General features: G+C 62.7%; 19 protein-coding genes. 9 read left to right on the top strand and 10 right to left on the bottom strand.

Translation table 11 applies throughout. The annotated features are described in order from the left end of the window. Positions 1–108 precede the first annotated feature (108 nt). A complete protein-coding gene (locus F8A90_RS00095) occupies positions 109–885 on the top strand; it encodes a DeoR/GlpR family DNA-binding transcription regulator (RefSeq protein ID WP_054556386.1) in 777 nt (258 codons plus the stop codon). A gap of 165 nt (positions 886–1,050) precedes the next feature. On the opposite strand, the gene waaA is transcribed toward F8A90_RS00095, so the two are convergent. The 3 genes from waaA to F8A90_RS00080 are packed head-to-tail and all read right to left on the bottom strand — an operon-like array spanning position 1,051 to position 4,969. After that, positions 1,051–2,373, bottom strand: coding sequence for a lipid IV(A) 3-deoxy-D-manno-octulosonic acid transferase (waaA, locus tag F8A90_RS00090; RefSeq protein ID WP_200018299.1), 1,323 nt, complete (start codon positions 2,371–2,373; stop codon positions 1,051–1,053). Positions 2,374–2,375: 2 nt separating this feature from the next. Continuing rightward, positions 2,376–3,806 carry a bifunctional D-glycero-beta-D-manno-heptose-7-phosphate kinase/D-glycero-beta-D-manno-heptose 1-phosphate adenylyltransferase HldE gene (gene hldE, locus F8A90_RS00085; protein ID WP_200018298.1) on the bottom strand — a complete coding sequence of 477 codons (1,431 nt, stop codon included), beginning with the start codon at positions 3,804–3,806 and terminating at the stop codon, positions 2,376–2,378. Further along, positions 3,806–4,969 (bottom strand): glycosyltransferase family 9 protein, encoded by a 1,164-nt coding sequence (locus tag F8A90_RS00080; RefSeq protein WP_200018297.1) that lies wholly within the window; start codon positions 4,967–4,969, stop codon positions 3,806–3,808. Before F8A90_RS00080 ends, hldE begins: the two co-directional genes overlap by 1 nt. Between F8A90_RS00080 and F8A90_RS00075 the strand changes: the two genes are divergently transcribed. The 3 genes from F8A90_RS00075 (at position 4,968) to F8A90_RS00065 (ending at position 7,882) form a co-directional block, all read left to right on the top strand. Further along, positions 4,968–5,756, top strand: coding sequence for a 3-deoxy-D-manno-octulosonic acid kinase (locus tag F8A90_RS00075; RefSeq protein ID WP_200018287.1), 789 nt, complete (start codon positions 4,968–4,970; stop codon positions 5,754–5,756). The two genes, F8A90_RS00080 and F8A90_RS00075, sit on opposite strands and share 2 nt — an antisense overlap. Before the next feature lie 156 nt (positions 5,757–5,912). Then, on the top strand, positions 5,913–6,758 hold the full coding sequence (locus F8A90_RS00070; protein ID WP_200018285.1) for a glycosyltransferase family 2 protein: 846 nt from the start codon (positions 5,913–5,915) through the stop codon (positions 6,756–6,758). 2 nt (positions 6,759–6,760) lie between these two features. Continuing rightward, a complete protein-coding gene (locus tag F8A90_RS00065; RefSeq protein ID WP_200018283.1) occupies positions 6,761–7,882 on the top strand; it encodes a glycosyltransferase family 4 protein in 1,122 nt (373 codons plus the stop codon). Between the two features lie 170 nt (positions 7,883–8,052). Here F8A90_RS00065 and F8A90_RS00060 read toward each other — a convergent pair whose 3' ends face one another. The 3 genes from F8A90_RS00060 to rfaD form a co-directional block, all read right to left on the bottom strand. Next, entirely contained in the window at positions 8,053–8,970 is a 918-nt protein-coding gene (locus tag F8A90_RS00060) for a hypothetical protein (protein ID WP_200018281.1), read from the bottom strand. Then, positions 8,967–9,986 (bottom strand): lipopolysaccharide heptosyltransferase II, encoded by a 1,020-nt coding sequence (gene waaF, locus F8A90_RS00055; RefSeq protein ID WP_200018278.1) that lies wholly within the window; start codon positions 9,984–9,986, stop codon positions 8,967–8,969. The genes F8A90_RS00060 and waaF overlap by 4 nt, the downstream gene beginning before the upstream one ends. Before the next feature lie 102 nt (positions 9,987–10,088). Beyond that, on the bottom strand, positions 10,089–11,045 hold the full coding sequence (rfaD, locus tag F8A90_RS00050) for an ADP-glyceromanno-heptose 6-epimerase (RefSeq protein WP_200018276.1): 957 nt from the start codon (positions 11,043–11,045) through the stop codon (positions 10,089–10,091). A 169-nt stretch (positions 11,046–11,214) separates the two neighbouring features. Here rfaD and glyQ point away from each other — a divergent pair, with 169 nt between their 5' ends. The 5 genes from glyQ (at position 11,215) to F8A90_RS00025 (ending at position 16,952) form a co-directional block, all read left to right on the top strand. Beyond that, positions 11,215–12,171, top strand: coding sequence for a glycine--tRNA ligase subunit alpha (gene glyQ / locus F8A90_RS00045; protein WP_200018274.1), 957 nt, complete (start codon positions 11,215–11,217; stop codon positions 12,169–12,171). A gap of 2 nt (positions 12,172–12,173) precedes the next feature. Next, on the top strand, positions 12,174–14,243 hold the full coding sequence (gene glyS, locus F8A90_RS00040; RefSeq protein WP_200018272.1) for a glycine--tRNA ligase subunit beta: 2,070 nt from the start codon (positions 12,174–12,176) through the stop codon (positions 14,241–14,243). Between the two features lie 377 nt (positions 14,244–14,620). Continuing rightward, positions 14,621–15,250: a D-glycero-beta-D-manno-heptose 1,7-bisphosphate 7-phosphatase gene (gmhB, locus tag F8A90_RS00035; protein WP_200018270.1), complete on the top strand. Its 630-nt coding sequence runs from the start codon at positions 14,621–14,623 to the stop codon at positions 15,248–15,250. A gap of 106 nt (positions 15,251–15,356) precedes the next feature. Further along, positions 15,357–15,869, top strand: a complete 513-nt coding sequence (gene luxS / locus F8A90_RS00030; protein ID WP_043331647.1) for an S-ribosylhomocysteine lyase — start codon at positions 15,357–15,359, stop codon at positions 15,867–15,869. A 153-nt stretch (positions 15,870–16,022) separates the two neighbouring features. Beyond that, positions 16,023–16,952, top strand: coding sequence for an alpha/beta hydrolase (locus tag F8A90_RS00025; protein WP_200018269.1), 930 nt, complete (start codon positions 16,023–16,025; stop codon positions 16,950–16,952). Positions 16,953–17,051: 99 nt separating this feature from the next. On the opposite strand, the gene gyrB is transcribed toward F8A90_RS00025, so the two are convergent. The 4 genes from gyrB to dnaA all read right to left on the bottom strand — a co-directional run bounded on the left by gyrB (position 17,052) and on the right by dnaA (position 23,487). Next, the gene (gyrB, locus tag F8A90_RS00020) at positions 17,052–19,469 is read right to left on the bottom strand and encodes a DNA topoisomerase (ATP-hydrolyzing) subunit B (protein ID WP_200018268.1); all 2,418 of its coding nucleotides are present in this window, start codon (positions 19,467–19,469) and stop codon (positions 17,052–17,054) included. A 19-nt stretch (positions 19,470–19,488) separates the two neighbouring features. Beyond that, complete coding sequence (recF, locus tag F8A90_RS00015; protein ID WP_200018267.1) at positions 19,489–20,574, bottom strand: DNA replication/repair protein RecF; 1,086 nt, start codon at positions 20,572–20,574, stop codon at positions 19,489–19,491. A 176-nt stretch (positions 20,575–20,750) separates the two neighbouring features. After that, positions 20,751–21,854, bottom strand: a complete 1,104-nt coding sequence (gene dnaN, locus F8A90_RS00010) for a DNA polymerase III subunit beta (protein WP_043331653.1) — start codon at positions 21,852–21,854, stop codon at positions 20,751–20,753. 145 nt (positions 21,855–21,999) lie between these two features. After that, complete coding sequence (gene dnaA / locus F8A90_RS00005) at positions 22,000–23,487, bottom strand: chromosomal replication initiator protein DnaA (protein WP_043331654.1); 1,488 nt, start codon at positions 23,485–23,487, stop codon at positions 22,000–22,002.

Raw genomic sequence — 23,487 nt, 5'->3', positions numbered from 1 at the left:
CTGTGTGTCAGTGGTTTATCATCTGCTTCTGACGTGGGACGTGGCGCTTCAGCCCAGTTTTTCGCCAACGCTCCCTCATCGGAACCGGCACCAAAGGACAAAAGCCGCATGAACAATCACAGCGCCGCCCGACTCGACCGCCTGCAGGCCATTCTGCGCGAAGGCAGCCCTCTGCAACTGAGCGACGCCGCACAGCTATGCGCCGTCTCGGAGATGACCATTCGTCGCGACGTGGCGCACAGCAACGGACTGCTGGAAATTCTGGGTGGCCGCCTGTTGCTGGTCGATTCCTCCGCCGGCAGCGTCTATCGCCTGGATCGCGAGATCGACGCCAGCGCCCCGATCAAGCAAGCGCTGTGCCAGCAGCTGGCCAGTCATATCGAGGATGGCGACACCCTGTATGTGGATTGCGGCACCACGCTGGTCCATCTGGCGGCCGCCATCGACCGCCAGCAGACGCTGACCCTGGTGACCTGCGCCCTGAATGTGGCCAATGCGGTCGGCCATCTGCCCGGGGTGCGGCTGGTGATGCTGGGCGGGCTGTTTCACCCGGCCACCCAGTCATTCACCGCCACCGACATGCCGGAAGCCATCCGCCGTCTCGGCATCAACAAGGCCTTTCTCTCGGCAGGCGGAGTGCATGCCGAGCGAGGCGTCAGCTGCTTCCATTTCCATGAGGTCGCGGCCAAGCAGGCCGCTCTGGAAAGCGCGATGCAGCGCTTCTTGATCGTCGATGCGCGCAAGTTCGAGATGGTACGCCCCGCCTTCATCGCCCCGCTGAGTGACTTTGATGTGGTGATCAGCAATGCCAGTCCCGCCGCACGCGATTGCCTGGGGGCGCTGGAGGCAGAAATGGGCGTAACGGCCGAGCTTGTCGACTGCTGAGCTGCCGATTTCCGAACCTGTCGATTGCATCACAGGAAGGAGCCTGGCCACTCGCAGCGCCAGACCACTGACAAACACCTGGATTCATAGAATAACCGCCGCACGATTGTGCGGCGTTTTCTGTCTGACCAGACAGTCAATGCACACTTTGCGTGCGCGGGGACGTCACAGCGGCAGGTGGTGCTCGAGCATCGCCAAGGTGCCACTCAGCGCGCCACGATTGCGCTCCACGATCTGACTGGCCGCCTGACCCGCCATCTGCTGCGCGGCCTGATCCGAGAGCAGTGCATTCACCGCCCCAGCCAATGCCGCATCATCCGCGACGACCTGGAGCGCACCTTCCGCGGCCATCACCTCGGCGATCTCGCTGAAGTTGTCCAGCGATGGGCCACTCAGCAGCGGCAGCCCCAACGCAGCGGGCTCGAGCAGGTTGTGCCCGCCGATGGGCACCAGGCTGCCGCCGATGAAGGCGATATCACTGGCCGCATACAGCGTCAGCAACTCCCCGAGACTGTCACCGACCAGCACCGATGTGGCGTCAGCCACCCCGGTGCCACTCTCTGACATGGCACTGCGCCGCAGGCTGCTCTCGCCGCGCGCCTGACACCACTGCGCCACCTGAGCGGTCACTGCCGCGAAGCGTTGCGGATGGCGCGGCACCAACAGCAGCAAGGCCTGAGGGTGCTGGTCACGCACCGCGGCATGCGCCGCGAGTATCTGGCCATCCTCACCGTCATGCGTCGAGGCGGCGATCCATACCGGCCGCTGCGCGAACGACCGGCGCAGCGCCTGTCCGTCGGCAATGACCTGTTCGGCAATGTCCAGTTCGAACTTGAGAGAGCCGACGGCCGTGCCGCGCGCTGGTGGCAGGCCAAGTGCCATGAAACGCTCCAGATCCTGCTGCGACTTGGCCGACAGACCACTGACGTGGGCAAGACTGTCGCGCATCAGGGCGCCGATCCTGCGATAGCGCTGGAAGGCGCGCGGTGACAGGCGACCATTGATGACGCACAGCGGAATGTCATTCCGCGCGCAGGCCGCCATCAGGTTGGGCCACAGCTCGGTTTCCACCATGATCGCCAGCGCCGGACGCAGCCGACGCACGAAGCGCCGCGCGCTCAACGGGAAATCCAGCGGAAGATAATGGTGACGGGCCGGAGCAAGCTCTGACGAGCCCTGGGGCGTATGCAGTAGACGTGCGGCCTGTGCAGCGCCGGTGGCTGTCATGGTCGTCAGCACCAGCGGGCGCCGTGGGTAGCGCTGACGCAGTGCCTCGACGAGACTCGCCACCATCACCACCTCGCCCAGCGAGGCGGCATGCAGCCAGATGGGGCACGCACTGTCGGGCGCGGTGTTCGGCGTGGCGGGAATGATACCCAGCCGCTCAATGCGCGAATGCTCGGTATCGTGCTCGCGCCAGACCCGCTGCCAGATGAGGGGTGACAGCAGGGTCAGCGCGGTGCTGTAGAGGCCGCGGGCAAGGCTCACGCCTAGTCCTCGCGATCGAGAATGGTGGCGATCATCGCGGTGGTGGAGACGCCGTCCTCGAAACCGAGCACGCGGACTTCACCGCCATTGGCGATCACTGCCTCTCCCCCGGCGATCTCTTCGGGGCGATAGTCGCCGCCCTTGACCAGCACATCCGGCAACACGGCCTCGATCAGGCGTGCCGGGGTGTCTTCGCTGAAGGGCACCACCCAGGCGACCGCACCGAGGCCCGCCAGCACCTGCATGCGGCGCAGCACCGGATTGATCGGGCGTGTCGGCCCCTTGAGGCGTGCCACCGAGTCGTCGTCATTGACGGCCACGATCAGGCGATCACCGTGTCTCGCCGCTTCCTGCAGGTAGGCCACGTGACCGGCGTGCAGGATGTCGAAGCAGCCATTGGTCATCACCACGCGCTCGCCGCGTGCCTGGGCGGCCTTGACTGCCGGAATGAGCGCAGACTCCTGGATCACGCCGAATTCCGCCAGCTTGTCGCCGTGCAGCGCGGTGTAGAGCTCGGCCACCGACAGGGTCGCGGTACCCGGCTTGGCGACCACCAGGCCCGCGGCCAGGTTGGCCAGCATCACGGCCTCCGGGAAGGCATGGCCAGCCGCCAGCGCCAACCCCAGCACGCCGATCACCGTATCGCCGGCACCGGTGACATCGTAGACCTCACGCGCATGCGTCGGCAGGTGCAGCGGCTGATAGCCCTCGCGGATTAGGGTCATGCCCTTCTCGCTGCGCGTCACCAGCAAGGCTTCCAGCTCGAGCTCGGCACGCAGCGCCTCGCCCTTCTCGGCCAGTTCCTCATCGCTGCGGCACGGCCCGACGATGGTCTCGAATTCGGTCAGGTTGGGGGTGATGATGCTGGCACCGCGATAGCGCGAGAAATCACTGCCCTTGGGGTCGACCAGCACACGCTTGCCCGCCGCACGTGCGGCGGCGATCAGCGCCTCGACCTGATTCAGCGAGCCCTTGCCGTAGTCGGAGAGAATCATCACGCCGCTGGCGCCCAGCTCGGCCTCGACCTGGCTCACCAGCGCGCTGGTATCCACCTCGTGCAGCGGCTCCTCGAAATCGAGGCGCAGCAGCTGCTGATTGCGGCTCATCACGCGCAGCTTGGTGATGGTCGGCACGCTGTCACTGGCCTGGAAGCGTGTGACGACATTGGCGTTTTCCAGCGCGCGCGTGAGGATGGCGGCATTGTCATCCTCACCAACCACGCCCGCCAGTGTGGCATGTGCGCCGAGCGAGGCGATGTTGAGCGCGACGTTGGCGGCACCGCCGGGGCGGTCTTCGCTCTCGCCGACTCGCACCACCGGTACCGGTGCTTCCGGCGAGATGCGTGAGGTACCGCCGTGCCAGTAGCGGTCGAGCATCACATCACCCACGACCAGCAGGCGAGCCTGTTCAAGCGCAGTCAGATCAAGCTTCATCAAGCGTCTCCGCGTGCAGAGGGGGATTGATTGGAAGAGGTATCCGTAGAGGAGACAGCCGCGACCGGCAGACGTTCGCAGCTTTGGGTGCGAATGACGCCATCGGTATCCGCCAGCAACTCCGCGAGGCGCGCGATGACATCCTCGGCGCGAATCAGGCTCATGGCGTCCTGATGGCGCACGCGCTGGCCCCAGTTGATCTCGTCCATCTGCTTGTGAAGGTAGGTCTTCACGGCGTCCGGATAGCGATTGACCACCAGATGCTGCCAGCAATACGGCGCGGCGCGCTCGGGATTGGTGGTGGCGTACAGACCGATCACCGGCGTGTTGAGCGCATTGCCCATGTGCACCGGGCCGGAATCCGGCGCGATCACCGCCACGGCGCGATCGATCATCGCCAGCAGGCCCTTGAGCGAGGTGCTACCGATGGCATCGATGACCGCGCCTTCGCTGACCAGCGCCTTGATGCGCGCACCCATTTCACGTTCCTGCGGGCTGCCGCCACCGGTCATCACGCTGCGGATGCCATATTGCTGCCAGGCATGATCGACGACCGCCGCATAGCCTTCCGGCGACCAGTTGCGGAAGTTGCGCAGTCGCGGATTGGCACACGGGCTGATGATCAGATACGGCGCCTCACCGGTCACGCGGGCGGCTTCGGTGTAGGCCTCGGGCGGCACGTCGAGACGCCAGTCGAGGCGACAGTCCTCGACACCCAGCGTACGCGCGAAGTCCATGAACGACTCCAGCACGTGGGCACGCTCTCGCGGGGCCAGCTGATGGGAGGTAAAGAGGTACTGCCAGTCCTTGGCACGCGCACGGTCATAACCGATGCGCACCTTGGCCTTGAGGCCCAGCGACAGCGCACTGGCGCGCAGTGCCTGCTGCATGTGCAGCAGCACATCGAAGTGCGTGTCCTTGAGCTGTCGCCAGATGGCGCGCATGCCCGCAAGGCCGGTGGACTTGTCGTAGACCACGAACTCGACCCCGGTCAGGCCGGACAGTAGACTGTGCTCCCCCTTGCCGACGATCCAGGTAATGCGGGCCTCAGGCCACTGACGCTGCAAGGCGCGTACCGTTGGCACAAGATTGCAGACATCGCCGAGAGCGGAGAGCCGGAGCACGCAGATATGTGCGGGCTGGGCAGGGAGAGGATGCTTCATGCGGATGGCAGTTTTCCGAAATGAGAATGCCCACATTCTATATGATGGCGAAACAGCGCCACAAATGACGCCGGACTGGTTCATGCCATCGTTCTGGCGTGAACACGGCGCCGTGACCGGCGAAGCACCGGGGCGCGGGGCGAGTCTGTTCCTCGATGTCTGTCGTTTGCCCGCCGAACTGCAACCCGTCAATACCACCGCGACACCGGCTCGCCGCTGGGCACTGCGCCCCTATCGACGCGGCGGCCTGATCGCGAAGCTCGCCAGTCAGCGCTATCTCTATACCGGCCTTGAGCGCACTCGTGCCTTCGCGGAGCTGCGCCTGACGGAAACGCTGCATCGCCAGGGGCTGCCGGTGCCAGAGCCTGTCGGTGCCTGCGTGTGGCGCCATGGCCTGACCTACGAAGCCGCCCTGATCACGGTGCTGATTCCCGGCGCGCACGCCTTCGCCGATGATCTGATCGCCCTCGAAACACGGGGCCTGCCTGCCGGGACCGGGCTGCCCGAGGCCGTGCTGCGCCTGCTCGACGCGACAGGAGACGCCATTCGCGCCGTGCATGATGCCGGGCTCGAGCATGTCGATCTCAATGCACGCAATCTGCTGGTCGACGAAAACGAACGCGTCTACGTGATCGATCTCGATCGCTGCCAGCTGCATGCCGAGGCACCTGCCGACGCACGCTGGCGCGAGGGCAACCTCTCCCGCCTGGGGCGTTCGCTGGCACGCTTCACGCCGACCCATCATGCAGCGTGCCTGGCCCGCATCCGCAGCGCCTATCACGCCTGAACCTGCAGCATATCGCCCTGCAGGCATCGACGCCCATGCAGTGTAGGATAGCGAGATGAATCGTCGGCAAGCGCATCATCCGATTCCCGCCTGCCACTGCGTCCCATCGGCGCCTGTCACACACGTGAGCCAGGCGCTCTCAAGACAGAGACCGTCATGAATCCGAGCGACGAGGCCCCGGCCGCCCCTCCTTCCGATGGCAAGCTGCGCACCGCCGTGCCCATCACTGGCTGCGTCATCACCCTCAATGAAGCGCACAACATCGAGGACTGCCTGCGCTCGCTGGCCCAGGTCTGCGATGAGCTGATCGTGGTCGATTCCGGCTCCACCGATGCCACCTGCGAGCTGGCGCACAACATGGGTGCCGTGGTGATCGACCAGCCCTACCTGGGCGACGGGCCGCAGAAGAATGTCGGCCCGAGCCATGCCAGCCACCGCTGGGTGCTGTCTTTAGATGCCGATGAACGCCTGACCGACGGCGCCGTCAGCGCCATCCGTGAACTGGCACTCGACAGCACGCCCCACGACGGCTTCGCCCTGCGGCGTCGCAACTTCATCGGCTCGCGCTGGGTGCGCCATGCCGGCTGGTACCCCGATTACTGCCTGCGCCTGTATGACCGCGAGAAGCTCGCCTTCCGCGATTCGCGCCAGCACAGCTCCGTTCAGGCCAGCCACCCCTGCGAGCTGGATGCGGACCTTGAGCATTACAGCTTCGCCAATCTGGGTGAGCTGTTCGTCAAGGCCAGTGGTCGCTTCTCGAATCGAGCCGCCAAGATCATGTATCAGAAGGGAAAACGCGCCAACGCCTTCACGCCCTTTCTGCATGCCAGCAATGCCTTCATGCGCAAGTTCGTCTTCCAGGCCGGCTTCCGCGATGGCGTCGATGGCTTCTCGGTGGCGCTGTCGGCCAGCGTCAATGCCTACCTGAAATACGCCAAGCTGCTGGAATTCCAGCGCGACGCCAAGGTGCGTGAGGCCGAGGATTTCAACAAGGTATGGTAACCATGACCTCTGCCTGTGAGCCGACTGCCTCCCGCCCGCTTCACGTACGCCACGTCAATCTGGCACGCGGCTTTCGCGGCGGTGAGCGCCAGACCCTCAATCTGATCGCGGACCTGGCGCGACGCGCAAGCCCAGGGCAGAACGGGGATGCCGGTGCGCCTATCCGTCAGTCGCTGGTGTGCCTGCAGGGCTCGCCCTTGATCCGCGAGTTGGCGGCGCTCGAGCTTGCCGTCACGGTAGACGTGATCGAGATCAGCGGACGCTTCAAGGGCCATCTCGGCCAGCCCCGCGCCGATATCGTGCATGCTCACGAAGCCAAGGCCGTGCACTGGGCATGGCTGCATCAGCGCCTCACCGGTACGCCTTACCTGCTGACACGCCGGGTGCCCCAGCGGGTGAAGGACAAGCCGTTCAATCGCCTGACCTATCGCGCGGCCGCCTGCCGGGTGGCGATTTCATCGGTGATCGAATCTCATCTGCGCGAGCGCCAATGGGGTGAGACGGCGTTGATTCCCAGCACCCTCGCCCACCTGCCCAGCGATGAGGAAACCGTGGCCGAGCTGCGCCAGCGCTTCGGCAATACGCCCGAAGGGGGGCGCATCGTCATCGGACATGTCGGCGCGTTGGTGGACCGCCACAAGGGCCAGCGAGTGCTGATCGAGGCGGCCCGCAGGCTGCGTGACAGTCACCCGCAGCTGCTGTTCGTCTGCCTGGGGGCCGGTGAGGATGAAGCGGCTTTCAAGGCGGAAAGTGCCGATCTCGACAATCTGGTCTGGGAAGGTTTCCACACCAATGTCGGCGACTATCTGGAAGCCTTCGATCTGTTCGCCTTCCCGTCGCGCAACGAGGGTCTCGGCTCGATTCTGCTCGACGTGATGGATCACGGCGTTCCGATCATCGCAAGCGATGTGGATGGCATCCCCGATATCGTGCATGACGACAGTACCGGCGTGCTGGTACCCACCGACGATGCACAGGCGCTGGCCAGCGCCATCGTGGCACTCGTCGCTGATGCACTACGTCGGGAGCGACTGGTCGCGGGCGCGCGGGCGCATCTGGCACGCTTCACCCCCAGCGCCATGGGCGAGGCCTATCTGGGGCTTTATCAGCGGCTGGCACGCTAGACCGCTTTTCATCTCAGACACTTATCGCCCCAGTACCTGGCCCACAAGCACCTATCGTCCAGGCACCTATCATCCAAGTACCTATCGCTCGGCTAAAGAACGAAAAAAGCCCTGTTTCATGTGAAACATCACAATGAAACAGGGCTTTTTTCATTTTTATAAACAGCAGGTTAGCGACTCAAGCGCGAATCCCCGTCCTCCAGACCCCGCAGGTCGGGCCAACCCTCATCCACTCCCAGCACGGGATAGGTTCTGGGATCCAGCGGGCCTGGCTCGCTTTCGGGGCGACACTCTCGCAGCGCAACCTGCAGCCGCTGCAGGGCCTCACCACCTTCGACACCGGCGGTCACCCTGTCCCAGAACTCGCGGTGCACCGCCTTGATGACGACGGGCACGCTGGGCACGCCCACCTGTTGCGCCATCGCCAGACGATGCAGGCCACGATTGATCTTGAGCAGACGGCCATCGCGCGTCACCGCGACGCCCATCTCGTCCTTGGTGATGCCTTGACGGAAGCCATTGGCGGCCATGTCCTGCAGATAACCGCGATAACAGCGCAGATATCCCAGAATCTGTTCCTCACTGTCCATCAACAGCCCATCACGCGGAGACGCCCACGGCTTGCCCGCCTCCAGCAAGGCCTTGAGCTGCTGATAACGCTCGGTCACCGTCAGGTCATCGCCATGCTCGATCAAGTCACGCATCAGGCGCGAGCGTGACCCGAAGCGGAAGGCGCCGCGCCGCAGATCCCAGTCGCCATCCCAGATGAAGGCGTTGGAGGAAGGCCGATTGCGCTTGTCCCGCCCGAAGTTGACGTCGCGCACCAGCTCACGCGGATTGACCCAGACCGTCAACGCCTCCTGCCCCATCACGTCTTCTACTGCATGACGTGGCAAGCCACGGCGCTCGAGGGACTGGTGGCGTGCACGCTGGCGCTTCCAGCGCATCAACCAGCAACGACTGAACGGCAGTATCAGGTGGTGTTCGCACCAGGCACGTAGCGTCTCGATCCGCTGAGCACGCTGCATGGCTCCGCGCATGCGCGGGTGGATCAGATCATCCGTCGTACGGTTTCTCGGCAGGTTCACCGCGCATCCTCATCCAGTGAGATCGCCGTCAACAGTCGCTCGGGAGCAATATGGTTCAGACAGTTGGTATGCCCCAGCGGGCAGACACGCTTGAAGCAGGGTGAACACTCCAGCGCCAGCCAGTGGATCTCGCGATTGGCCGTCAGCGGCGGCGTGTAATGCGGCGACGAGGAGCCGTAGATGCCCTGGATACGGGCCCCTACCGCGGCCGCCACATGCATCAGGCCGGAGTCATTGCTGACCACTTCCCGACACTCGGCGATCAGATCCACCGCATCCGCCAGCCGCGTCTTGCCACACAGGTTGTGAACGCCCGCAAGTCCCTGGGCGATCTCTTCCCCCGCCGCGACATCCTTGGGGCCACCGAAGATGCGCACCTCGGCCCCCTGGCGGGTCAATGACTCGGCAAGCGCGCGAAAGTGCGTCAGCGGCCACTGCTTGGCTGGGCCATATTCCGCCCCCGGCATCATGCCGATGATGGGCGCTGGCGGCGCCACCAGTCCCAACTCGCTGCGCAAGCGCAGCTGATTGGCACTGTCGGTGACCAGAGAGGGCTCCGGTATGCCCACCGGCGGATTGGCTTCCGCCACCGGCAAACCCAGCGAGGTGAAACGCTTGACGGTCTGATCGAGCACCGTCTTGTCGAGCTTGCGACACTCGGTGAGCAGACCATAGCGCTGCTCACCGGTGAAGCCGGCCCGCACCGGAATGCGTGCGAAGAACGGCACCAGCGCTGACTTCCACGAACGCGGCAGCACGATGGCGCGATCAAAGCGTCCGCGTAGCGAACGTCCGAGCTGCCAGCGCGCCTTGAGGGCGAAGTCACCATGCCCCGCCGGCAACGCCAGTGCCTCCTCGACCTCGGGCATGCGCTCGATGATCGGCTGCGACCAGGCGGGCGCCAGCACACTGATCCGGCAGCCGGGCGAGCGCTGTTTCAGCGTCATGAACAGGCTCTGCGCCATCACCATGTCGCCGACCCAGCTGGGCCCGACCACCAGAATGCGCTCACTCATGCCTTGCTCCTCTTCACGGCCAATCCTCTTTGCGGGTGCGCTTGCCCTGCAGCATCGCTCTTGCGATGCGGACACTCATCCTCAGTCCACACGTGCTCGGACTCAGCGATTCAGCCATTCGAGATAGGCGCGCGTGCCCTGGGCAACGGTCTTGAATTCGACGTTGCAACCGGCCTTGCGCAGCTTGCCGATATCGGCACGCGTGAAGCTCTGGTAGCGACCCTTGAGGTTTTCCGGGAAGTCGATGTACTCGATCTCACCCTTCTCGTAGTACTCGATGACGGTCTCGGCGATCGCCTTGAACGGCTCGGCGCGACCGGTCCCCAGATTGAAGATGCCGGAGGCTTCCGGGTGATCGAGGAACCACAGGTTCACGTCGACCACGTCACCGACATAGACGAAGTCACGGCTCTGCATGCCGGCTTCAAAGCCATCGTAAGCGCCGAACAGCTTGGGGTTCTCGCCCGCCTTCACCTGGGTGTGATGGTGATAGGCAACGCTGGCCATCTTGCCCTTGTGCTGCTCACGCGGGCCGTAGACATTGAAATAGCGGAAGCCGACGATCTGGGTGGTCAGGCTGTCCCAGCGCTGACGCACGTGCTGATCGAACAGCAGCTTGGAGTAGCCGTAGACGTTGAGCGGACCTTCGAACTCCGGCGTTTCCTTGAAGACCTGGCTGTCGCCATAGGTCGCCGCGGAGCTCGCGTAGAGGAAGGGGATCTGGTTCGCTTCGCAGAAGTTGAGCAGCACCTTGGAGTACTCGAAGTTGTTCTCGAGCATGAACTGGCCGTCCCACTCGGTGGTGTCCGAGCAGGCACCTTCATGGAAGATCGCCTCGATCTTCGGCAACTCGGCATACTCGCCCATCAGGCTCGACTGGACACGAATCAGGAAGTCGTCCTTGTCGAGGTAATCGGCGATGGTCAGGTCCGCCAGATTGACGAACTTGGTGCCGTCACTCAGGTCATCCACCACCAGGATATCGGTACGGCCGCGGTCATTGAGTGCCTTGACGATATTGGCACCGATGAAGCCGGCGCCTCCGGTAACGACGATCATTTGAGCTCCCAGAGCCTCTAGAGGCTTGTAGGCGACGCACGCGTTCAGCAACGCGACACATCAGAATTTGGAAATGGCACGCACTCGGTTTCGTCTGCGGCCTATAACCCGATAAGCGGGGATTGTATACTCGGCAGTTCTCGAATTCATGGGCCAACGGGCTTCACCAATGACACAGCCAGACGTGAAAACCTTCCAGGGCCTGATTCTGGCCCTGCAGCAATACTGGGCCGAACAGGGTTGCATCATTCTGCAACCATTGGATATGGAGGTTGGCGCGGGGACTTTCCACCCGGCGACCTTCCTGCGCTCCATCGGTCCTGAAACCTGGAACGCTGCCTACGTGCAGCCTTCCCGCCGTCCCACCGACGGCCGCTACGGCGAAAACCCCAATCGCCTGCAGCACTATTATCAGTTCCAGGTGGTGATGAAGCCGTCACCGGCCAACCTGCAGGAGCTCTATCTGGGCTCGCTGGAGCGTCTGGGCATCGATCCGCTGGTCCACGACATCCGTTTCGTCGAGGACAACTGGGAATCCCCGACCCTCGGCGCCTGGGGCCTCGGCTGGGAAATGTGGCTCAACGGCATGGAAGTGACCCAGTTCACCTACTTCCAGCAGGCAGGTGGCATCGAATGTTTCCCGGTCACCGGCGAGCTGACCTACGGTCTCGAGCGCATCGCAATGTACCTGCAGGACGTGGACAGCGTCTACGACCTGATCTGGACCACCGCGCCGGACGGCTCCGTCGTGACCTATGGTGACGTCTTCCTGCAGAACGAGAAGGAGCAGTCGGCCTACAACTTCGAGCACGCTGCCGTGCCGGAGCTGTTCGCTGCCTTCGATCACTGCGAGAGCGAGTGCCAGAAGCTGCTGGCCGCCAACCTGCCGCTGCCGGCCTACGAGCAGGTGCTGAAGGCATCACATACCTTCAACCTGCTGGATGCGCGTCACGCCATCTCCGTCACCGAGCGTCAGCGCTACATCCTGCGTGTGCGCACTCTCGCCCGTGATGTGGCCCACGCCTATTACGATTCGCGCAAGGCCGCCGGCTTCCCGCTGGCCCCGCAGGCGCTGCGTGATGAGCTGCTCGCCGCCGATGACACCACTACCGAGGGAGACGCGTAAGCATGGCCTCCGTGAATACCCTGCTGATCGAACTGGGCTGCGAAGAACTGCCGCCGGGCGCCATCGACGCACTCGCTGACAGTCTCGCCAAAGGCCTCGCCGATGGCCTGCGCGAGGCCGAAGTCGCCTTCGGTCAGGTCCGTGCCTACGCCACACCGCGTCGTCTGGCGGTGATGATCGAGTCACTGGCCGAGCGTCAGCCGGACCGCGAGATCGAGAAGCGCGGACCGGCCAAGGCCGCCGCCTTCAAGGATGGCGAACCGACCCGTGCGGTGCAGGGCTTCGCCCGCTCCTGCGGCGTCGAAGTCAGTGACCTGATCGAGCTGGAAACCGACAAGGGCACCTGGCTCGGCTATCGCCACACCCAGCCGGGCGAGCATCTCTCCGCCCTGCTGCCGGCCATGCTGGAGCAGGTCGTGGCTCGCCTGCCGGTACCGAAGAACATGCGCTGGGGTGCCTCACGCATCGAGTTCTCGCGTCCGGTGCATTGGCTGGTCGCGCTCTACGGCAGCGAAGTGATCGAGGCCAGCGTGCTGGGTCTCGATTCCGGCCGCACCACCTTCGGCCACCGCTTCCACGCCCCGCAGGCCATCACGCTGGCACACGCCGAGGACTACCTCGACGCGCTGGAAGATGCTCGCGTACTGGCCAACCGTGAGGTGCGTCGTGAACGCATCCGCGAACAGGTCCAGGCCGAGGCGGAAGTCTATGGTGCCAACGCTGTCATCGAGGAGGCCCTGCTCAACGAGGTCAACGGCCTCGTGGAATGGCCGGTGGCGCTGACGGGCACCTTCGACGAGCGCTTCCTGGAAGTGCCGGCGGAGTGCTTGATCTCCTCCATGAAGGCCAACCAGAAGTACTTCCACCTGCTGGACAATGACGGCAAGCTCAAGCCGGCCTTCATCACCATCTCCAACATCGAGAGCAAGGACCCGCAACAGGTCATCTCCGGTAACGAGAAGGTGATTCGTCCGCGTCTGGGCGATGCCGCCTTCTTCTACGAGACCGACCTGCGCAGCACGCTGGAATCGCGTCGCGAGAAGCTCGAGAGCGTCGTCTTCCAGCAGAAGCTGGGCAGCATGGCCGAGAAGGCCCGCCGCAGCGAAGCCGTGGCACGCCACATCGCGGAACGCATCGGTGCCGATGTCGACCACGCCGCACGTGCCGCACAGCTGGCCAAGACCGACCTGGTCACCGAGATGGTGCTGGAGTTCCCGGAACTGCAGGGCATCATGGGCCACTACTACGCCCGTCACGATGGCGAAGATGCCACCGTCGCTCTCGCACTGGAAGAACAGTATCTGCCGCGCTTCGCCGGCGATGCGATCCCCACGACCAAGGCCGGCATGGCGATTGCCCTGGCCGACCGTCTCGACACCCTGACCGGCATCTTCGGCATCGGTCAGCGTCCGACCGGCGCCAAGGACCCGTTCGCGCTGCGTCGCGCCACCATCGGGGTGCTCAACATCCTGATCAAGGGTGAGCTGGACCTCGACCTGCGCGAGCTGCTGACCGTCAGCGCCGAGCAGCATCGTGACCTGCCCAAGGCCGAAGGACTGGTCGAGGACGTGCTCGAGTACATGCTCGATCGCTTCCGCGCCTGGGCCAGCGATGAAGGCATGGGTGCCGAGCTGTACCTGGCCGTGCGTACCCTGAAGATCAGCAACCCGCTGGACTTCGCACGTCGTCTGCGTGCCGTGCATGCCTTCGGCGAACGCCCGGAAGCCGCTGCTCTGGCAGCTGCCAACAAGCGCGTCTCCAACATCCTCGCCAAGGCCGAGCACGATGGTCGCACCGAGGTGGATGCGAGCCTGTTGAGCGAGCCGGCCGAACAGGCACTGGCAGACGCCCTGACGGCGCGTGGCGCGGAAGTGGCACCGCTATTCGCCGCGGCGCGCTACCAGGAGGCCCTCGATGCACTGGCCAGCCTGCGCGAGCCAGTCGATGCCTTCTTCGATCAGGTGATGGTCAACGCCGACGATGCCGCCGTGCGCGCCAATCGTCTGGCGATGCTGGCCAGTCTGCAAGGCCTGTTCATGGGTGTGGCCGACATCAGTCTGCTGACCCAATAAGAACTGCCGATCCACGATGTCCCTGACATCGGTAAAGCGCAGTCTCTGCAAAAAGAACCCCGCCACGGCGGGGTTCTTTTGCATCCGGGGCCCCGAAATGCCGTGTTGCGTGACAGGATTTCACGCAACACGGCAGCGATGTCACAATTTCTGCCTTGATCCCCTACCTAGGTCGCACTAGTATTCCAGTATAGAAACAGTGTTCGAAAAGCGCGGCAGCCTGTCGCACCACGCACTTCGACCACTCGGCGCCATTTGCCCATCCCCACGTGCGAGCGTCATCTTGTGACTCGGCTCACAATTTTCCAGGCAAAGCGGCGACCCCTGACAAGCAGCCCGGCTGACGCCCCTGACTGCCCTGAAGTGAAGAGTTGACTATGCAAAAACTGATCGTGCTCGACCGTGATGGTGTCATCAATGAAGACTCCGATGCCTTCGTCAAGAACGCCGAGGAGTGGATCGAATACCCCACTTCCATCCAGGCCATCGCCCGCCTGACCCGCGCAGGCTATACCGTGGCCGTGGCGACCAATCAGTCCGGTATCGCCCGTGGCCATTTCGGCCACCGTGAACTCGACCAGATGCACACCAAGATGATGCAGCTGGTGAAGGAAGCCGGTGGCAATATCGCTCACATTGCCTACTGCCCGCATGGCCCGGACGACGGCTGCGATTGCCGCAAGCCGGAACCCGGTCTGCTCCACCAGATCCAGGATGCCCTGCAGATTCCTGATTTTGACGGTGCCTGGATGCTGGGTGACAGCCTGCGTGACCTCATCGCGGGCCAGAAGGCCGGCTGTCGCGCCGCGCTGGTGATGACCGGCAAGGGCCAGAAGACGCTGGCAGATGGTGAGGGCCTCAAGGACGTGCTGGTAGTGGCCAACCTGGCCGACTTCACCAATCGCCTGCTCGATGGTGAGCTCAACCACCCCATGTCGGATGGTGAGCCGGGAAAGTCCCAGCGCCGCTGCGTGAGCTGTGAAGCCGCTGCCGAAAGCTATCTGTGAGGCGCGCCTGCCTCTCTAATCAGTAGCGGCGATATGCTACCCTTCAGACATGAATCCGGGCGGGCAACTGCCTGCCTGTCACACTTCCTCATGTTGGAGGCTTCACATGCCACTGCTGGATAGCTTCACTGTCGATCACACCATCATGAAGGCGCCTGCCGTGCGCGTGGCCAAGAAGATGGGCACCCCGAAAGGCGACAACATCACCGTCTTCGACCTGCGCTTCTGCGTGCCGAATGAAGAGATTCTCTCCGAGAAAGGCATTCACACCCTCGAGCACCTGTTCGCCGGCTTCATGCGCGAGCACCTCAACGGTGATGACGTCGAGATCATCGATATCTCCCCGATGGGCTGCCGCACCGGCTTCTACATGAGCCTGATCGGTGAACCGGAAGAAGCTCGCGTTGCCGCCGCCTGGTCTGCTGCCATGCAGGACGTGCTCAACGTGGCGCGTCAGGAAGAGATTCCGGAGCTCAACGTCTATCAGTGCGGCACCGCACAGATGCACTCTCTGGAAGAAGCCAAGCAGATCGCCAGCAACATCCTGTCCCGCGATATCGGCGTCAACCGCAATGACGAGCTGAAGCTGGATGAAGGCTTCCTCAATCAGGCGCACTGAGTCTTGAGGCATCAGCCTTGAGGCACCGGGCTTGAGGCACCGGGCTTGATCAGCCTGTCGAGTGCGCCGAGCACTTGAACAAAAAAGCCCGCTATCTGACCGGATCAGATAGCGGGCTTTTTTCATGACGTGACATCCGAGCGAGAGTAGCCAATGCCAGATTCCAGCCGCCATGCCTTTGATTTCACGACCTTCCTGGCAGACAAGGAAGCGTGGTCAGCGCCGAATGAACTCGTCCCCTACCGCTGCCGCGATGACAGCCGCCTGGGCTGTCGTCACTATCCCGCAGCAGGCATGTCAGAGTGCCGCTCACACCTCATCCTGCTGCATGGCTCCAGTGCTGACAGCCGTTATCTCGCGTCGCTGGCAACGCGCCTGGCTGAGGCTGGTCATCATGTGCATACGCCGGACTTGCGCGGCCACGGCCCAGCCCCGCAGCGACGTGGCGACATCGACCACCTGCTCCAGCTCGAGGAGGATCTCGAGGACCTGATCCTGTCGCTAGAGCTACCAGACGATGCCAGAGTCATTGTCGCTGGTCACTCCGCCGGAGGCGGCCTGGCACTGCGCTTCTCGGCCGCTGTCTGTCAGCGCCAGTGTGCCAGTATTCCGCTGCACGGCGTGATATTGCTGGCGCCGTACCTGCATCATCTCGCGCCCAACATGCGCCGTGATTCGCGCTGGGTGCAGCCACGCATCGCGCGGATGCTGGCCTGCGCACTCCTTAACCGGCTCGGCATCCATCGCCTGGATCATATTGAGGTCCTTGGCTTCAATATCCCGCCAGAGTACCGAGATGCACATACCACCGACGCCTACTCGTGGCGCTTGATGACAGGCCTCAATCCTCGCGACTATCAGGATGACCTCAAGGCGCTCGCCCACCATCAGCTGCCAGTACTGGCGCTGATCGGCGAGCATGACGAGGCGTTTCATGCCGAGCGCCTTGCCCAATGTCTGCAGCCCCACCACCCCGCGGCGCAGGTGGAAGTCCTCGAGACAATCGATCACCTGGGGCTTGCGACGGCTTCCATCACGGCAGAGCGAATCACCGCCTGGTTGACCGAGCAACGCACCGCTTAGAACGACACGCACATGCAAAAACGGCCCCTGATCGAAGATCAGGGGCCGTTTTTCTGGTTCAGCTTGGCAAGGCATCCGCCAGGCGCTAGCTCAACGCCATCAGACGTCGAGGTTGGCCACCAGCGCGAAGCGCTCGATGAAGTCACGGCGCGGTTCGACTTCATCACCCATCAGGGTGTTGAACATCTGATCGGCACCGATCGCATCCTCGACGGTCACGCGCAGCATGCGACGAGACTCCGGATCCATGGTGGTTTCCCACAACTGATCCGGGTTCATCTCGCCCAGCCCCTTGTAGCGCTGGATGCTGAAGCCACGTGCCGCTTCCTTCATCAGCCAATCGAGGGCTTCGTAGAAGGTGACGACCTCCTTCTTGCGCTCACCGCGCGAGACATAGCTGCCAGCTTCCAGCAGGCCTTCCAGCATGTTGCCCAGCTCGCTCATCTCGCGGTAGTCGGCGGACTTGAAGAAGTCGACATCCCACAGGTAATCGCTGCTGACACCATGTGCCGTCAGCGTCACCGCCGGCAGATAGAGGTTGCGCTCGCTGTCGTGGCTGAGAGTGAAGCTGTAGTGCGGGCCCCCCTCATAGGCTATCAGGTCATCCATTTCCTTCTGGAGACCGTCGATCCAGCCTTGCACCTGAGACTTGTCCGCGAGAGCGGCCTCATCCAGATGCGGAGCGTGCACGATCTTGCGCAGCACGGCAGACGGATAGACACGCGCCAGACGATCGATGCGCTTCATCACGCCACGATACTGGTTGACCAGTGCTTCCAGCTGAGCGCCGGCAATACCCGGGGCATCAGCGTTGACGTGCAGCTTGCCGCCGTCCAGCGCCGTGGCGGTCAGATAGTCCTGCAGCGCCTGCTCGTCCTTCAGATACTGCTCATGCTTGCCACGCTTGATCTTGTAGAGCGGCGGCTGGGCAATGAAGATATGACCGCGCTCGATCAGCTCCGGCATCTGGCGGAAGAAGAAGGTCAGCAGCAGCGTACGGATGTGCGACCCATCGACGTCGGCATCCGTCATGATGATGACGGAGTGATAGCGCAGCTTGTCGGGGTTGAACTCTTCACGACCGATACCGCAACCCAGCGCGGTGATCAGCGTGCCAACCTCGGCAGACGACAGCATCTTGTCGAAGCGCGCCTTCTCGACATTGAGTATCTTGCCCTTCAGCGGCAGGATCGCCTGGGTACGACGATCACGCCCCTGCTTGGCGGAGCCACCAGCGGAATCACCCTCGACCAGGTACAGTTCGGAGAGGCTCGGGTCCTTCTCCTGGCAGTCAGCCAGCTTGCCCGGCAGACCTGCGATATCCAGAGCGCCCTTGCGACGCGTCATATCACGCGCCTTGCGTGCGGCTTCACGCGCCCGCGCCGCATCCAGCATCTTGTTGACGATGCCCTTGGCTTCGTTGGGCTTCTCGATCAGATACTCGGAGAACAGACGGCCCATTTCCTGCTCGACGGCCGTCTTGACCTCGGAAGAGACCAGCTTGTCCTTGGTCTGCGAGGAGAACTTCGGGTCCGGCACCTTGACCGAGATGATCGCGGTCAGACCTTCACGGGCATCGTCCCCGGTCGTACCGACCTTGGATTTCTTGAGCAGACCTTCCGCCTCGATATAGCTATTGAGCGTACGCGTCAGTGCCGCACGGAAACCGGCCAGGTGCGTTCCGCCATCGCGCTGAGGAATATTGTTGGTGTAGCAGAAGATATTCTCGGCGAAGCCTTCATTCCACTGCATCGCCACTTCGACAGCAATGCCATCCTCGCGCTCCATCTCGAAATGGAACACCGGATTCAAGGGCGCCTTGTTGGTGTTGATATGATCAACAAACGCCTTGAGGCCACCTTCGTAATGGAACAGCTCTTCCTTGCCGCTGCGCTCGTCAATCAGACGGATGGCGACACCGGAGTTCAGGAAGGACAGCTCGCGCAGACGCTTGGCCAGAATCTCGTAGTGGAATTCGATATTGGCAAAGGTCAGCGGAGAAGGCTTGAAGCGTACCAGGGTACCGGTCTTCTCGGTCTGGCCCACGATGCCCAGCGGCGATTGCGGCTCGCCATGGCGATAGATCTGCTCATGGACATTGCCCTGACGCCAGATGGTCAACTTGAGCTCTTCGGATAGCGCGTTGACGACCGAGACACCCACACCGTGCAGACCGCCGGAGACCTTGTAGGAGTTGTCATCGAACTTACCGCCTGCGTGCAGCACGGTCATGATGACTTCCGCTGCGCTGACGCCTTCCTCTTCATGGATCTCGGTCGGCACACCACGACCGTTGTCGCTGACGGAAACTGACTCGTCGGCATGAATAACGACCCGGACTTCGCTACAGTGACCGGCCAGCGCCTCGTCGATGGAGTTATCCACCAGCTCGAACACCATATGATGCAGCCCCGTGCCGTCATCGGTATCACCGATATACATGCCGGGGCGCTTGCGTACGGCATCCAGGCCCTTGAGGACCTTGATGCTTGATGAGTCGTAAGCCTGTTCGCTCATTGGCTTCTCCGTCGTGAAATCATTCCGTGTGCAGTCGCCCGTGTTCCACGTGAAACATCCTGACATCAGTATTCGGCAACCATACCCGATCCAATGTTTCGGGTTCGACGCAGGTCACGAAGACCTGGCACTCGAGGCCTGCCAACAGCTGGCAGAACAGACGGCGATGCTCGCCATCCAGTTCCGCCGGCAGATCGTCGATCAGGTAGACACAGGTACGTCCGTTCATTTCTTCAAGCAAGCGACCCTGAGCCAGCTTGAGAGCGCTGACCACCAGCTTCTGCTGGCCGCGAGACAACACCTCGACTGCAGGGCGTCGCCCCAGGCGAATACGCAAGTCGGCGCGTTGTGGGCCAGTCTGGGTAAAGCCCATATGGCTATCACTGTCGCGCCCTGCTGCCAGCACGTCGCCCAGAGGGCGCTTGGCATCCCAACCGCGCTGATAGCGCAGAGTCAGCTCGGGTAAATCAATCAGCTCGGCAAGCGTGGCCTGAAACAGAGGCGCCAGCGCCTGCATATATTCCATGCGCAGGGCATCAAGACGCTCGCTCCAGTGAGCAAACTCTCGATCCCAGACGTTAAGTGCCTGAACGTCCATCTTACCATGCCTGAGCAGTGCGTTCCGATGTTTGAGCGCCCGACGCACGCGGCGCCAGACGTCGAAGAAGTCGTGTTTCACGTGAAACACTCCCCAATCGAGAAACTCACGTCGGGCAGAGGGCGAGCCCTCCAGCAATCGGAAGGCATCCGGGTTGATCAGCTGCAACGGCAATGCCTGAGCCAGCTGGGCGACTCGCTCGACCTTCTCGCCATCCAGCCGCATCTCAAGGCCATCTGCGGCCTGATCGCGCCTTACCCCCAAAGGGCGCGGCGGATCGCCTGCCAAGCGGCCAAACAACGTCATGCCCGCCGTGTCATGCGCAATGGCATGCTTGAGCTTGTGCGTGCGGAAAGAGCGCGCCAGCCCCAGCACATGGATACCTTCCAGCAGACTCGACTTGCCACTGCCATTGGCACCACTGACCAGATTTACCCCTTTCCCCGGCGCCATATCGACTGGCGCCAGGTTGCGCAGATTCTGGAATTGGAGTCGTTCAAGCGCCATGACGGCCTCATTCGATAGAGAAAAAGAGCCATGGCCGCCTTCGGGGCTCAAATACGACAACACCCGCCATTCAGGAGTGAAAATGGCGGGTGTTGTCGAGGCTCATTCTGCGATTGCGCGCGTCAATAGCGCCACAATTACGATTCAAGGTGCTGATTTAAATAACAATTACGATATTACAGACGCATCGGCATCACTACGTAACGCGCATCGCCACCACCCGGCTCTTCCAGCAGCGCTGAGCTGTTGGCATCGGAAAGCGTCAGCTGCACGCGATCGGCATCCAGTACTCCCAGCACATCGATCAGATAACCGACGTTGAAGCCGATCTCGAGACCAGCCCCTTGATAATCAAGGGCAATATTCTCTTCGGCCTCTTCCTGCTCCGGGTTGTTGGCCAGCACGCGCAGGTTGCCTGCTTCCAGATAGAGGCGCACGCCACGGTACTTCTCATTGGAGAGGATCGCGGTGCGCGACAGTACCTGACGCAGCTCGGCACGCTCGGCCACGATGACCTTGTCACCGCCACGCGGGACGACGCGCTCGTAATCCGGGAACTTGCCGTCCACCAGCTTGGAGGTAAAGGTGAAGTCACCAGTCTGGGCACGCACGTGCGTACCGCTGACCGTCAATGTCATCAGCTCATTGCTGCCGTCGAGCAGACGCGTCAGCTCAAGGATACCCTTGCGCGGAATGATCAGCTTCTGCGCTTCCGGCACGCTGATGTCAGCGGCCTGCTCGCAGACGGCCAGGCGGTGACCATCGGTCGCCACGGTACGCACCAGGTTGCTGGTCAGTTCCAGCAGCATGCCGTTGAGGTAATAGCGGACATCCTGCTGTGCCATCGCGAAGGAGGTCGCGTCGATCAGATGCTTGAGGGTGCCGCGCGGCAGGCTGACGGTGATGTCGCCCTGACCATCATCGATGTTCGGGAACTCGGCCACCGGCAAGGTCGACAGGGTGAAGCGTGAACGACCGCTGCGCAGAATGGCACGCCCTTCTTCCAGCGCGAGAATGATCTCGCTGCCTTCGGGCAGTGACTTGCAGATATCCATCAGCTTGCGCGCCGGCACCGTCGCGGAACCCGGCTCATCGACACGGCTGGGCTCGACGCGCCCGATCAGCTCGACCTCAAGGTCAGTCCCGGTCAGCGACAGCTGCTGATCGGACACTTCAAGCAGCACATTGGACAGCACCGGCAGTGTCTGGCGACGCTCGACGACACCCGCCACCAGGGACAGCGGGCGCAGCAGGGCTTCACGCGAAATGGCAAATTTCATGGAGACTCCACTCTCTGGAAACGGGGCAATGCTCGCTGACAGGCAGCGCGCACGCAAAAGAAATTCGGGGCCGCGACAGGCAAGCCCGGAGCACAGCAGGCCGATAGCGTGATTGTCGCCAACCCGACCTGCCGCTGCAATTCGATCAGCTGGTCAACAGACGCAGCAGATTCTTGTAGTCCTCGCGGATATCGGCGTTCTCTTCACGCAGCGAGGCCACCTTGCGACAGGCATGCAGCACCGTGGTGTGGTCTCGCCCACCGAAGGCATCGCCGATTTCCGGCAAGCTGTGGTTGGTCAGCTCCTTGGCGAGCGCCATCGCGACCTGACGCGGACGGGCGACGGAACGCGAGCGACGCTTGGAGTGAAGATCGGAAATCTTGATCTTGTAGTACTCGGCCACGGTGCGCTGGATGTTGTCCACACCCACCTGCTTGTCCTGCAGTGCCAGCAGGTCCTTCAGGGATTCACGAATGAAGTCCTGATTGATCGCGCGTCCCATGAAGTGGGAGTCGGCGATGACCTTCTTCAAGGCACCTTCGAGCTCGCGTACATTGGAGCGGATCTTCTGCGCGATGAAGAAGGCGGCATCGTGAGGCAGATCGACCTTGGCCTGATCGGCCTTCTTCATCAGGATCGCGACGCGCGTCTCGAGCTCCGGCGGCTCGATGGCGACGGTCAGCCCCCAGCCGAAGCGTGACTTGAGACGCTCCTCGACCCCATTGATCTCCTTCGGATAGCGATCCGAGGTCAGGATCATCTGCTGACCACCTTCGAGCAACGCATTGAAGGTGTGGAAGAACTCCTCCTGGGAGCGCTCCTTGCCGGCAAAGAACTGGATGTCATCGATCAGCAGCGCATCTACCGAACGGTAGAAACGCTTGAAGTCATTGATGGCATTGAGCTGCAGCGCCTTGACCATGTCCGCCACGAAGCGCTCGGAATGCAGGTAGACCACCTTGGCATTCTCGCCGCCCTGCTTGGCCAGATGATTGCCCACCGCGTGCATCAGGTGGGTCTTGCCCAGACCCACGCCGCCATACAGGAACAGCGGGTTATAGGCACCGCCGGGATTCTCCGAGACCTGACGCGAGGCCGCGCGGGCCAGCTGGTTGGACTTGCCCTCGACAAAGGTTTCGAAGGTGAAGTTCGGATTCAGGCCACTGGAATGCTTGAGGCTACCTTCTACCTGCACCTGACGCGTGTTGCGACGCGGTGCCTGCTCCCGGGCGCCATCGCCGGCCATCTCACGCTCTTCCGCGAAATTGCCCCGCGGTGGCGTATGCACGGAAGGGGCACGCGGGCTCGGCATCTGGCCCGGCGCCTGCGCCTGAGCAGATACCGGCGACGCAGCCGCGCCTTCCGGACGCGGATTCGAGACGGTCCGACGGCTACCGACGCTCAGCTCGACCTTGGGCGGCTTGCCCGGTGCCAGCTCACGCAGCAGCTCGTGAATTCGTTTGAGGTACTTGTCATTGACCCAGTCACGCACGAAGCGGTTGGGGGCGAGCAGGCACAGCTCTCCGCTGTCGCCTTCCTCAGCCTGCAGGGGGCGAACCCAGGTATTGAACTGCTGTGAATTCAGCTCGTCTTGCAGGGCGTCAAGACATTGTTGCCAAAGTGCGAGCGACAC

Source organism: Cobetia sp. cqz5-12, assembly GCF_016495405.1.
Classification (GTDB): domain Bacteria; phylum Pseudomonadota; class Gammaproteobacteria; order Pseudomonadales; family Halomonadaceae; genus Cobetia.
This window is presented reverse-complemented; position numbering and strand designations above follow the sequence as displayed.